The following is a 13,049-nucleotide window of genomic DNA, read 5'->3' as shown; positions in this document are numbered from 1 at the left end:
CTGCAAAATGACGATTTTAACTCTATCCGCACTGAGTATTCCGATATGCTGAAATCGCAGCTTGCCAAAGGGAACAACGGGCTTGTCAAGCATAAGTACATCACATTTTCCATTGAAGCGGACAATCCGGCGGCAGCAAGGGCGCGGCTTTCCCGTATTGAAACAGACGTACTCAATAATTTTAAGGTGCTTGGGGTATCGGCGCACCCCTTATCCGGCTATGAACGCCTAAAGGTGCTGCATGGGGTATTCCACCCGGCAGGCGAGCCGTTCTCATTCTCTTATGACTGGCTGACCCCGACGGGGCTTACCACAAAGGACTTTATCGCCCCGTCCTCTTTCAAGTTCGGGGAGGGACGCTACTTTGCTATGGGGAAAAAGACGGGGGCGGTATCGTTCCTTGAAATCCTTGCCCCGGAGTTAAACGACCGTATCTTAGCGGATATGTTGGACTTGGAAACAGGCGTTATTGTCAATCTCCACATTAAAAGTATCGACCAGTCGGAAGCAATCAAGACCATTAAGCGCAAAATCACTGACCTTGACAAGATGAAGATTGAGGAACAGAAAAAAGCGGTTAGAAGCGGTTACGATATGGATATAATCCCGTCCGACCTTGCCACCTTTGGAAATGAAGCAAAGAACCTGTTGCAGGATTTACAGAGCCGCAACGAGCGAATGTTTCTTCTCACGTTCCTTGTGGTAAACATGACAGACACGAAGCGGAAACTGGAAAATGACATTTTCGCGGCGGCGGGCATTGCACAGAAATACAACTGCGCCCTGACCCGTCTTGACTATCAGCAGGAAGCGGGGCTGATGTCCTCTATCCCTTTGGGGGAGAACCTTATCCCGATACAACGGGGACTTACCACATCAAGCACCGCTATTTTTATCCCGTTCATCACGCAGGAGCTATTTCAGACCGGGTCTGCCCTGTATTATGGGCTGAACGCTTTAAGCAACAACATGATACTCTGCGACCGCAAGCAGCTTAAAAACCCGAATGGGCTTATCTTGGGAACACCGGGCAGCGGAAAATCCTTTGCGGCAAAGCGGGAAATCACAAACGCCTTTCTCATTACTGACGATGATATTTTTATCTGCGACCCGGAAGCCGAGTATTTTGCCCTTGTCAAGCGGCTTGGCGGGCAAGTGATACGCTTATCCCCGACCGGGAAAGGCATGGACGGCAAGCCCCAGTATGTGAACCCTATGGATATGAACCTTAATTACAGCGAGGACGACAGCCCCCTTGCACTGAAAAGTGATTTTATCCTGTCCCTCTGCGAGCTTGTCATTGGCGGCAAGGAGGGCTTGCAGCCCGTTGATAAGACCGTCATTGACCGCGCCGTAAGGAATGTGTACCGGGACTACCTTGCTGACCCCGACCCGGCAAAAATGCCTATCTTGGGCGACCTTTACGACGAGCTGTTAAAACAGCCGGAGCCGGAAGCTGCCCGCATTGCAGCGGCATTGGAGCTGTATGTTTCCGGCAGTCTTAACGTATTCAACCACAGAACGAATGTGGAGCTTTCTAACCGCCTTGTCTGCTTTGACATTAAGCAGCTTGGGAAGCAGCTCAAAAAGTTAGGTATGCTCATTGTGCAAGACCAGATATGGAACCGCGTTACCATTAACCGGGCAGAAAAGAAATCTACCCGCTACTATATGGACGAATTTCACTTGCTCTTAAAAGAGGAACAGACCGCCGCTTACAGTGTGGAGATTTGGAAGCGTTTTAGAAAATGGGGAGGCATACCCACAGCTATCACGCAGAACATTAAGGACTTGCTTGCTTCCCGCGAGGTGGAAAATATCTTTGAAAACTCTGATTTTGTCCTCATGCTCAATCAGGCACAGGGCGACCGGGCTATCCTTGCAAAGCAGTTAAATATCAGCCCACAGCAGATGAAGTATGTAACCCACACCGAAGCAGGCGAGGGACTTATCTTTTATGGGAATGTGGTGCTTCCCTTTGTAGACCATTTCCCGAAAGATACCGAGCTTTACCGCATTATGACGACGAAGCCGGAGGAAGTGAGCAGCCTATGAAACAGTTAAAACCACGCGATAAAATCACGCAGAAAATGACCCGCGACGGTGCGGTGGAAATCAATGAAACACAGCAGACTGCCGAGCGTATCAGCAGCCGGGAAGCAGACAGCGACTTTTCACAGCCGGACACCGCTACCGCAGAGCGTGTCATGGAACACCTTGACGCAGCCCATACCCGAAAGGCAAGCAAAAAGGCAGTCAAGAAAGCACAGGAAGCGGCTGTTTTGCGTACTTCCACCTCACGCTTGCAGTTTACCGACGAGGAACGGGAAACGCCAAAACTGCAACCCTACATCAAAAAATCGGAAAAAGCAGCCGACAAACTGGACGCAGCAAAGGCAGCTCTCCCGAAGCAGAAGAAACTTGTAAAAGAGCGCACCTTTGAGGAAACCGCCGGAAAGGCAAAGACCCGTTTACGCTTTGAAGAACAGGAAAAGCCGATACCCGGCGGCAAAGCCCACAGTAACCCGTTATCCCACCCCGCGCAGGAAGTGGGTATTTTTGTTCACAACAAAATCCATAGCGTCGAGAAAGATAATTCCGGTGTGGAGGGCGCGCACAAATCGGAGGAACTTGCCGAGCGCGGCGCAAGGTACGGGACAAGAAAATTAAAACAGGGCTACCGCAGCCATAAGCTGAAACCCTACCGGGAAGCGGCAAAGGCAGAACAGGCAGCGTTTAAGGCAAACGTCAATTTTCAGTATCACAAAGCCTTGCAGGAGAACCCGCAGCTTACAAGCAATCCCTTTTCACGGTTCATGCAGAAACAGAAAATCAAACGCCAGTATGCAAAAACCGTAAAGAAAAGCGGCGCAGCCACCGCCAAAGCTGCCGCCGGAGCGTCCCAAACAGCAGCAAAGAAAGCGGCTGCCTTTGCAGGACGACACCCGGCAGGCGTGATAATCGCTATCGCCGCGCTGCTTCTGTTCATCATGGTATCCGTAGGGCTTTCCTCTTGTGGGGCAATGTTTTCCGGCAGCATGAACAGCGTGTTAGGGACTTCCTACACGTCCGAGGACAGCGACCTTGTGGCAACGGAACAGAGCTATGCTGCAATGGAAAATGAGCTGCAACAGGAAATTGACAATATCGAAAGCACCCACAGCGGCTATGATGAATACCGCTATGACCTTGATACTATCGGGCATAACCCCCACGAATTAGCGTCGTACTTGACTGCCCTTTTGCAGAGTTACACCCCGCAGAGCGCACAGGCAGAGCTAAAACGGCTGTTCGGCTTACAGTACACCTTGACGCTGACGGAAGAAATCGAGATACGCACCACCACCGACGAGGAGGGCAACGAGGAAGAATACGAATACCGTATCTTAAATGTGAAACTGACAAACAAGCCGATTGCTTCCCTTGCGGAAGAACTGCTGAACCCACAGCAGTTTGAAATGTTCAAGGTGTACTTACAGACACAGGGCAACAAACCGTTGATTTTTGGCGGCGGCTCTCCCGACGGAAGCCCGTCCGAGGATTTAAGCGGCGTGGAGTTTGTAAACGGCACACGTCCCGGAAACCCGGAGCTTATGGAGCTTGCAAAACAGCAGGTCGGAAACGTGGGCGGCTACCCCTATTGGTCTTGGTACGGCTTTAACAGCCGCGTGGAATGGTGCGCCTGCTTTGTGTCATGGTGCTACAATCAAGCCGGAAAAAGCGAACCCCGCTTTGCAGGCTGCGAATGGCAGGGCGTTCCCTGGTTCCAGTCAAGGGGGCAATGGGGCGCGCGGGGCTATGAGAATATCGCACCGGGCGACGCTATCTTTTTCGACTGGGATTTAGACGGCGTTGCCGACCATGTGGGGCTTGTGCTTGGCAGGGACGGAAGCCGCGTCTATACCGTTGAGGGCAATTCCGGCGACGCCTGCAAGATTAAAAGCTACGACCTCAACTATCAATGTATCAAAGGCTACGGGCTGATGAACTGGTAAAGCAGCCCCCGAAAAGAAAGGAGAAATGATCTATGGCAAACAATAAAATTGACCGTATCAATAAGGAAATCGCAAAGACCCGCGAGAAAATCACAGAGTATCAGAACAAGTTAAAAGGACTGGAAGCGCAGAAAACCGAAGCGGAAAACCTTGAAATCGTGCAGCTTGTACGCGCTATGCGTATGACCCCACAGGAACTTAACGCCATGCTCAAAGGCGATACTATCCCCGGCATGACAGCTGCACCCGCTACCGAAGCCGCAGACTATGAAGAACAGGAGGACAATGCAGATGAAGAATAAACTGAAAAAGACTATGACCGCCCTTTGTGCCGCCCTTATCCTTATGGGCGGTTTTTCTGTCCCTGCCTATGCACAGGGAACAGCCGCAGAGCCACCCGCAGAGGACGCGACCAACGACAGCAATGTAGTTGTGGAGGAAGAAGAAACGCCGCCCCTTACCCCAAAGGGCAACGCAACACTGGTAGACGATTTCGGCGGCAATAAGCAGCTTATCACTGTTACCACAAAAAGCGGCAACTATTTCTATATCCTCATTGACCGGGCAGCCGAGGGGGAACAGACCGTACATTTCCTTAATCAAGTGGACGAAGCCGACCTTATGGCACTGACCGAAACTGGGGAAGCCACGAAAAAACCGGAAGTCTGCAACTGTACGGAGAAATGCGAAGCCGGAAAAGTAAATACGTCCTGCCCGGTATGTGCAACCACTCTGACAGGCTGCACAGGCAAGGAACCTACCCCAACACCCACAGAGCAGCCGGAAGAACCCAAAGAAAAAGGCGGCAATCCCGGCGCGGTACTTGCCTTAGTCCTCTTTGTGCTGCTTGGTGGCGGCGCGGCGTTCTACTACTTTAAGTTTGTAAAACCGAAGCAGAACGTGAAAGGAAGCACCGACCTTGAAGATTTTGACTTTGAGGATTACGACGAGGACGAGCCGGAAGCAGATACCGGGGAAGTTTCCAAAGAGGAAGAAACGGAGGACGAGGAAGTATGACCCTGTTTACCGACAATCCCTTTGAAAAGATGATGATACAGAAGCCGGACTATGGCAAACGGGAAAAATCCCCGCCGGAGCTTTCTTCCCCACGCTGCGCGGGCTGCCCTTACAAGGGGCAGTCCCCTTGTGTGGGGTACTGTATGAGAAAACTGGAAAACAAACGACAGACCGAACGATAAAAGGAGGAATTATCATTGATTTTAGTTATCGCAGAAAAGCCCAGTGTGGCACAGACAATCGCTGCCGTACTTGGGGCAAAGGAAAAGAAAGACGGATTTCTCACAGGAAGCGGCTATATCGTTTCTTGGTGCGTGGGACATTTGGTAGGGCTTTCCGAAGCTGCCGCCTACGGGGAGCAGTATAAAAAGTGGAGCTATGACAGCTTACCGATTTTGCCGCAGGAATGGAAGTACACCGTTGCTTCTGACAAGGAAAAGCAATTCAAGACCTTAAAGGAACTTATGCACCGGGCAGACGTTTCCGAAGTCGTCAATGCCTGCGACGCGGGGCGCGAGGGAGAACTCATTTTCCGTTTTGTCTACGAAGTTGCCGGGTGCAGGAAGCCCACGCGCCGCTTGTGGATTTCCTCAATGGAAGAAGCTGCTATCAAAGAGGGCTTTTCTCATCTGAAGAACGGCGAAGCATACGACGCGCTCTTTGCTTCCGCATTATGCAGGGCAAAGGCTGACTGGCTAATCGGTATCAACGCCACCCGTCTTTTTTCTGTCCTTTACAACCATACCTTGAATGTGGGACGCGTACAGACCCCGACCTTAAAAATGCTTGTTGACCGGGACGCGGCGATTACCACGTTCAAGAAAGAAAAATACTATCATGTGCACCTGTCCTTATCCGGCGCGGAAGCTGCAAGCGAAAAACTGTCTGACCGTTCCGAAGCTGACAGGCTGAAAGCTGCTTGTGAAGCGTCAAAAGCAGTCTGTACTTCCCTTGTGAAAGAGAAAAAGACCGCAGCCCCGCCGAAGCTCTTTGACCTTACTTCTTTGCAGAGGGAAGCAAACCGCCTGTTCGGATATACCGCAAAGCAGACCCTTGACCTTGCACAAGCCCTGTATGAAAAGCGTTTGCTTACTTATCCGAGAACCGACAGCGCATTTCTGACCGACGACATGGGCGACACAGCGGCGGGCATTATCAAGCTGCTTTGTGGGAAATTTTCTTTTATGGCGGGCATGGACTTTGCGCCGGAGCTTGCAAAAGTGCTGAACAGTAAAAAGGTATCAGACCACCATGCCATTATCCCGACTATGGAGCTTGCAAAGACCGACCTTGCCGCGCTGCCGGAAAGCGAAAGGAATATCCTTACCCTTGCCGGGGCGCGTCTGCTCATGGCGACCGCCGCAGTACATACCTTTGAAGCGGTTACGGCTACATTTGAATGTGCCGGACAGTCCTTTACCGCAAAGGGAAAAACAGTGCTGTACGACGGTTGGAAAGAGATTGACCGCCGTTACCGGGCAGCCTTAAAGAACAAGCCCGAAACGGACGACGCAGACAGCGACACAGAAAAGACCCTGCCGCCATTTACCGAGGGACAGACCTTTGAAAATCCGGCGGCAACGGTAACGGAACATGACACAACACCGCCAAAACCTCACAACGAAGCGTCGCTGCTCTCTGCTATGGAGCACGCCGGAAGCGAGGACACCGACCCGGACGCAGAACGCAAAGGGCTTGGAACTCCCGCCACCCGCGCCGCCGTCATTGAAAAACTGGTAAAGGGCGGTTTTGTGGAGCGAAAAGGCAAGCAGCTACTTCCCACAAAGGACGGTATCAACCTTGTGTGCGTCCTGCCGGACACCTTGACAAGCCCGCAGCTTACCGCAGAATGGGAAAACAATCTGACACAGATTGCAAAAGGCAAGGCAGACCCCGCCGCATTTATGGAGGGTATTGAGAATATGGCGCGGGAACTGGTAAAGACGTACCCGTTTCTTTCTGATGATAAAGCGCAGATGTTCAAGCCGGAACGGGAAGCGTTGGGAAGCTGCCCCCGCTGCGGTTCTCCTGTCTATGAGGGCAAGAAGAATTACTATTGCAGCAATAAGGAATGTATCTTTACCATGTGGAAAAATGACCGTTTCTTTGAAGAACGAAAAGTAACCTTTACCCCGAAGATTGCCGCCGCGCTCTTACAATCCGGCAAGGTAAATGTGAAAAAGCTCTATTCCCCAAAGACGGGCAAGACCTACGACGGAACTATCGTATTGGCTGATACGGGCGGGAAATATGTCAACTACCGGGTGGAGCTTCCGAAGAAAAAATAACTGAATAGCAAGCATAGGAAAAGAGTACCCTTTTCCGTAAAATTCCTGCTTTCTCTACCGAGAACGGCGGGGATTTTTGCTTGTTGGGAAGTTTCCCAAACCCTCTGAAATCTTGAAAAAATATCTAAACTCTTTGGCAAAAACGCGGGCGCGGGGTACTGAATGATGAAACTGGAAAGCGCAGCGTCCGCGCTGCCTTTGGGAAAGGAGGTTACACATGGCAAATTTACGGGACACCGTAAAAGACTATCAAGAAGAATTAAGGGACGGTATCGCTTGGGTGGCGTTTTGGAAAACGGGACGTTCTTGGAACGCGGAATATTTCCACCTTGAAATGGGCGATATTCTCTACCCGGAGGACAGAAGCCGCATGGAAGAAATCAAACAGGCTGACCCTGCCGCCGTTGTGGTAAACGGCTATTATTCCGGCTATCTTGGCGAGGACAGGAACCTTGACGAACTGACCGCCGGGGTGCGCCGCCACTACGAAAACGGATATAGCAATATCGGGGAATTTATCGAAGCCCACGACGACAGGCTGCCGCCGGAGCTTATCGAGGAAGCAAGAGCCGCCGCCCACGCTGCGGGGCTGCCTTTTTCTGAAAAAGCCTACCGGGGCGGCGAAGAACCCGACCCCTATCTATTTGACGGGAGCATGAGCATGGAGGACTACGAGCTTATGCACCGCATGATTGAGAAAGAAAGGAGTGAGCGCATGGAAGAAACGATTTTAAGCGGGTATCTTTCTAATCTTGGAAAGTACACCGAGGGCAGACCTGCGGGCGAATGGGTATCATTCCCCACGACTGCTGAACATTTGAAAGAAGTCTTTGACCGTATCGGGATAGACGGCAAAAACTACGGGGAGCTGCACATCACAGAATATCAGTCCTCTATTCCGGGACTGGCAGGGAAATTGACCGAGCTTGAAAGCCTTGACGAACTGAACTATTTGGGCGAGCTTTTGAAAATGCAGTTTGACGACGACCGGGAAAAATTTGCTGCGGCTATCACATACGGCGACCATACAAGGGACTTGCAGGACATTATAAACCTTGCACAAAATCTTGACTGTTACTGGATTTATCCGTCCGTAAAAACCGAGGAAGATTACGGGCATTATCTGATTGAAGAACTGGACGAGTTGGAGCTGCCGGAAGAAGCAAAAAACTATTTTCTCTATGAGGAATACGGGCGGGACGCTGCTATCAATGACGGGGGCAGATTTACCGAGCAGGGATATATCTACAACAACCGCAACACCTTTACACAGTGGTATGACGGACGGGACGTGCCGGAGGAATATCGGGTAACACCGCAGCCGCCAGTACAGGAAAAGGAACAGGCAGACCTTGACGCTGCCGCAGCCATACCGACCACTGCCACAGAGCAGCCCCCGGTTCTCCCGATTATCCTATCTTCCGAAAAGCCCGCCAACAAAATGAAAGAGATTACCGACCGACTGGAACAGGGCATTTTGGGGATTTATGAAAGCGACCGTTACGCCGACTATCTGCGTACTATGTCTAAATTCCATGATTACAGCCTAAACAATACAATCCTTATCGCCATGCAGGGCGGCAACCTTGTAAAAGGCTATAAACAATGGGAAAAGGAATTTGACCGCCATGTAAAGCCGGGGGAAAAAGCTATCAAGATAATTGCGCCCGCGCCCTTTACCGTTAAGAAACAGGTGGAAAAAATCGACCCGGACACGCAAAAGCCTGTTTTCGATAAGAACGGGAAAGCCGTTACCGAGGAAAAGGAAATCCAAATCCCCGCCTTTCGTGTGGTATCTGTTTTTGACGTGTCGCAGACCGAGGGTAAGGAGTTGCCCGACCTTGGGATAAAGGAGCTTACGGGCGACGTGGAACAGTATCAGGATTTTTTCGCTGCCCTTGAAAAAACTTCCCCCTTTGCTATGGGATTTGAAGCACTAAGCGGCAGTATAAAAGGACGCTGCAATTATGAGGAAAAGTGTATTCTCATCAACGAGGGCATGGACGAATTGCAGAATATCAAGACCGCTATCCATGAAATTGCCCATGCGACACTCCATGACATAGACAAAGACGCGCCGGAACGTCCCGACCGCCGCACCCGCGAGGTACAGGCAGAAAGCGTCGCCTATGCCGTTTGCCAACACTACGGGCTTGATACGTCGGACTATTCCTTTGGATATATCGCCGGGTGGAGCAGCGGAAAAGAACTTGCAGAACTGAAAGGCTCTCTTGAAACAATCCGCAGCACCGCCGCAAGTCTGATTGATACCATAGACGGACATTTTGCAGAAATCCAAAAGGCACAGGATAAGGAACAGACCACCGAACAGGCACAGACCCCACAGGAAGCTACCATACAGCCCGAAGCAGAAGCAGCCGCGCCGGAGCTTCCCGAAGAAACAGCCCCGGTACAGGAAAAAGAAGCACAGACCGAGCCGGAAGCTGATACAGGCGCAAGCAGCGAAGCACCACAGCCGGAACAAGCTGCACCCGCCGCACCTTATTACACAATCAACGAAGCTGCCGCCAAACGTGCAAAGGACGCAAACAGTTTTTCCGATTATAAGCAAGGCAGCGCGACGGCTGAATACAGGCACTATGTAGATGAAGCCGTACAGCTTGCAGAAAGGCAGAAACAGCGGGTAGACCCGATGTACCATGAGAAAATCGACAGCCTGCTTGACACCTACGCCCGGAAACTGGCGGCGAACATGAACAAAGGCTATGAGATTGACGCGCGTGTTCCCTCTATCCTCATTGCGGGCGGCTCTAACTTCCCCACAAGGAAGAAAGAAAAGCAGAACGCAGCCCGCGACAGCAATTACCGGGAATGGCAGGACATACAGGGGCTTCTTGATAAAATCCGCAGCACCGGCATGGGCGGTATCAGCGCAGACGACCCACAGGCAGTACAGAAGTTGGAAAAGAAACTGGAAAGCCTTGAAAAATCACAGGAAACCATGAAATCCGTAAACGCCTATTACCGCAAGCATAAGACCCTTGACGGCTGCCCGCATTTGTTGCCGGAACAGCTTGAAAAATTAAAAGCGGACATGGCGAGCAGTTGGCATTTGGAGGACAAGCCCTTTGCGACTTGGGCGTTATCCAACAACAGCGCAGAAATCCGGCGAGTGAAAGACCGTATCAAATCCCTTTCGCAGCAAAAAGAAATCGGTTTTGTGGGTTGGGAGTTTGACGGCGGCAAGGTGGAAGCAAACACCGAAGCGAACCGACTGCAAATCTTCTTTGAGGATAAGCCGGACGAAGCCACGCGGGAAGCCTTAAAAAGCAATGGCTTCCGTTGGTCGCCCAAAGCCGGGGCATGGCAGCGGCAGCTTACCAGTAACGCTTATTATGCGGCTGATTATGTCAAGGCGATTGCACCTCTTACCGGGGAAAAGCCTACCGAGTTACAACGGGCGCATATCCGGCAGCAAACGGTAGCTGCACAGGAACAACCCGCACAGGGGCAGCCGGAACAGGAAGCCCCACAGGATAAAGACACCTTTTCCATTTATCAGATAAAAGGCGGGGACGAAACAAGGGACTTGCGTTTTGAGCCTTACGACCGTCTGACTGCCACAGGACACCGGGTAGACGCGAAAAACTATACACTTGTCTATTCCGCAGAGCTTACTCCGGGGACTTCCTTTGAAGATATTTATACCCGCTTTAATATCGACCACCCGAAAGATTTTAAGGGACACAGCCTTTCCGTTTCCGACGTGGTGGTGCTTCATCAGAACGGGCAGGACATCGCCCACTATGTAGACAGCTTCGGTTATAAGGAAGTGCCGGAGTTTTTGCAGCCGGAAAACTATCTGAAAACTGCCGAGCAGACCACCGAGCAGAATTACAACATGATTGACGGGCAGATAAACAACACCCCGACCGCTACGGAACTGGAAGAAAAAGCAAAAGCCGGAGGACAGATTTCCCTTGCAGAATACGCCGAAGCCCTCAAAGCAGAAAAGAAACAGGCAGAGCCGGAGAAAAAGTCCTCTATCCGGGCGCAGCTTAAAGCAGCGAAAGAACAGGCACCGAAGAAACAGGCAAGACAGAAAACACAGGATTTGGAAAGGAGCTGACCTATGAAGTTACAAAAATTTGAAAATGTGGACGTTATTGCTTCCCTTGAAGCCATAATGAAACAGAACACCGCTTTTTATCAGAGCGATTTTGACATAGACAAACAGATTTTGCGGAAAGCGGCGGTAAGCCTTATCCCGGAGGACAAACGGCTTTTGTGGTTTTCCCGCCCGTCCGGGACGTGCTGCTTCCGGGAACGGGACGTTTTTCTAAAGGACACAAGGCAGCATAATACATGGCGGTTTTACGGGGAACAGACCCGCGATACTATCCTTGCCTATGCGGTGGAACTGACAGGCACAGAGCAGGAAAAAATCAAGGGCAATCTTTATGAACTGGATTATTTGCAGCATTTCCGGGAAGTAATCGAAAAATCAATCCCTGCCGACAACTACACGCTGATTTATGAGCATGGGGAGCTGACAAAGCCTGCCGGACAATATTTTGACGGGGACACTGACCCGCAACTTGGAAAGTTTATACGTTTTGAAGCACAGCCAAACGACCCGGAAGCCTTAAAAAGCCTTTTGAGGAAACAGCAGAAAAAACGAACACCTCATACGCAGAGGGATTTTCAGTTACATATCGCCGCCCTGCATGATAGACAGATTGAAATAGAAGCCCGCCGGATTGTGGAAAATGTAAAAGGGCTTGGAGAACCGGACAGCCCCGAAAAGACCCATTGTGCGGTAGAACTTTCTCCCTACTTTGTTCCACTGGCAACGGATAAGGATATGGAACGGCTGCTTTCCATGCTCCCTTACAAAAGCCTTTCCTTATCTACGTTGGAGGGCAGGCATGGCGTTTATGCGCTGATAGATAAAAGCGAGAGGAAGAAAGAGATGAAACAGTCCCTTCCCTCTGTCCGGGCGCAGTTACAAACAGAAAAATCCCCAAAAGTCCCGAAAAAGACAGCAAAATCAAAACATCACGAATTGGAGGTATGAGCATGATTAGACTGACCGTTGAAGAAATGAACCTGTTGAGTATTTACCATGAGGGAAGCAAAGCACAGCTTATGGAAAATATGACGGCTGCGCTGCCGTTCATGGACGAGGATATGCGCCCCTTTGCAGAACGCACCTTACAGAAAATTTCCCCGCTAACAGAAAACGAGTATGCGGAGCTTGCCATTTTCGCCGCTGATGAAGTATGACCGGGGGTAAGCGGCTTACGCCGCCACAGAGCCGAAAAGTCAACAGCCTTGTAAAAAAGGAGTGCTGCAACTGCGAGCGCGGACACTGTATCTTACTGGACGACGGGGAGGAATGTGTCTGCCCGCAGCTCATTTCCTGTTCGCTTTTATGCAAGTGGTTTCAAATTGCCGTACTTCCTCTTGATAAGCTACTGTATGCAGAGCTTTTCAAGACAGAGGACAAAAAGCGTTGTACCGAGTGCGGCACGTTCTTTGTATCAAAATCGAACAGCGTCAAATACTGCCCGGACTGCCGGAAGCGGATTACCCGCAGACAGGCAGCCGAGCGCATGAGGAAACGGCGTGCGGCGGTTACGCGATAAGGGCAAAAAAAGCCTTGATTTACAGGGCATAAATGACGTGAAACTGGCATAGGCGATACAGAATACCTTTTCCCTTAAAATGGGGGTTCTACTGCGTAACATTTTAAAATCAGTACCTATAAAAGAACAGGGTGCGGGAG

Annotated in this window: 10 protein-coding genes; all 10 read left to right on the top strand. The window is 50.9% G+C overall.

Annotated features, from left to right (window positions below):
• On the top strand, positions 1-2,055 hold a 2,055-nt coding region (locus AC075J_RS03785; RefSeq protein WP_476390020.1), incomplete at its 5' end, for a VirB4-like conjugal transfer ATPase, CD1110 family.
• A 152-nt stretch (positions 2,056-2,207) separates the two neighbouring features.
• Positions 2,208-3,995, top strand: a complete 1,788-nt coding sequence (locus AC075J_RS03780) for a CHAP domain-containing protein (RefSeq protein WP_434800586.1) — start codon at positions 2,208-2,210, stop codon at positions 3,993-3,995.
• Between the two features lie 32 nt (positions 3,996-4,027).
• On the top strand, positions 4,028-4,297 hold the full coding sequence (locus AC075J_RS03775) for a DUF4315 family protein (protein ID WP_055201156.1): 270 nt from the start codon (positions 4,028-4,030) through the stop codon (positions 4,295-4,297).
• Positions 4,287-5,012 (top strand): DUF4366 domain-containing protein, encoded by a 726-nt coding sequence (locus tag AC075J_RS03770; RefSeq protein ID WP_055201154.1) that lies wholly within the window; start codon positions 4,287-4,289, stop codon positions 5,010-5,012. The genes AC075J_RS03775 and AC075J_RS03770 overlap by 11 nt, the downstream gene beginning before the upstream one ends.
• Positions 5,009-5,194, top strand: a complete 186-nt coding sequence (locus tag AC075J_RS03765; RefSeq protein ID WP_015529206.1) for a hypothetical protein — start codon at positions 5,009-5,011, stop codon at positions 5,192-5,194. The genes AC075J_RS03770 and AC075J_RS03765 overlap by 4 nt, the downstream gene beginning before the upstream one ends.
• A 15-nt stretch (positions 5,195-5,209) precedes the next feature.
• A complete protein-coding gene (locus tag AC075J_RS03760) occupies positions 5,210-7,300 on the top strand; it encodes a DNA topoisomerase 3 (RefSeq protein ID WP_117443087.1) in 2,091 nt (696 codons plus the stop codon).
• Between the two features lie 217 nt (positions 7,301-7,517).
• Positions 7,518-11,390 (top strand): antirestriction protein ArdA, encoded by a 3,873-nt coding sequence (locus tag AC075J_RS03755; protein WP_476390019.1) that lies wholly within the window; start codon positions 7,518-7,520, stop codon positions 11,388-11,390.
• 3 nt (positions 11,391-11,393) lie between these two features.
• Positions 11,394-12,338, top strand: coding sequence for a hypothetical protein (locus AC075J_RS03750; protein WP_117443089.1), 945 nt, complete (start codon positions 11,394-11,396; stop codon positions 12,336-12,338).
• Positions 12,339-12,340: 2 nt separating this feature from the next.
• Positions 12,341-12,547 (top strand): transposon-transfer assisting family protein, encoded by a 207-nt coding sequence (locus AC075J_RS03745; protein ID WP_015529203.1) that lies wholly within the window; start codon positions 12,341-12,343, stop codon positions 12,545-12,547.
• Positions 12,544-12,909, top strand: a complete 366-nt coding sequence (locus AC075J_RS03740) for a cysteine-rich VLP domain-containing protein (RefSeq protein ID WP_005933796.1) — start codon at positions 12,544-12,546, stop codon at positions 12,907-12,909. The genes AC075J_RS03745 and AC075J_RS03740 overlap by 4 nt, the downstream gene beginning before the upstream one ends.
• The last annotated feature ends 140 nt before the right edge of the window (positions 12,910-13,049 follow it).

It is taken from the genome of Blautia sp. ZXY-1-C6, assembly GCF_056339875.1.
Note: the sequence above shows the minus strand (reverse complement) of the source record. Positions and strands in the feature narration are given on the sequence as shown.

Bases quoted from the DNA above. Each gene is read 5' to 3' on its own strand.
- AC075J_RS03770 (WP_055201154.1), top strand. From the start codon at position 4,287: ATGAAGAATAAACTGAAAAAGACTATGACCGCCCTTTGTGCCGCCCTT.
- AC075J_RS03765 (WP_015529206.1), top strand. From the start codon at position 5,009: ATGACCCTGTTTACCGACAATCCCTTTGAAAAGATGATGATACAGAAG.
- AC075J_RS03755 (WP_476390019.1), top strand. From the start codon at position 7,518: ATGGCAAATTTACGGGACACCGTAAAAGACTATCAAGAAGAATTAAGG.
- AC075J_RS03745 (WP_015529203.1), top strand. From the start codon at position 12,341: ATGATTAGACTGACCGTTGAAGAAATGAACCTGTTGAGTATTTACCAT.
- AC075J_RS03775 (WP_055201156.1), top strand. From the start codon at position 4,028: ATGGCAAACAATAAAATTGACCGTATCAATAAGGAAATCGCAAAGACC.
- AC075J_RS03750 (WP_117443089.1), top strand. From the start codon at position 11,394: ATGAAGTTACAAAAATTTGAAAATGTGGACGTTATTGCTTCCCTTGAA.
- AC075J_RS03780 (WP_434800586.1), top strand. From the start codon at position 2,208: ATGGAACACCTTGACGCAGCCCATACCCGAAAGGCAAGCAAAAAGGCA.
- AC075J_RS03740 (WP_005933796.1), top strand. From the start codon at position 12,544: ATGACCGGGGGTAAGCGGCTTACGCCGCCACAGAGCCGAAAAGTCAAC.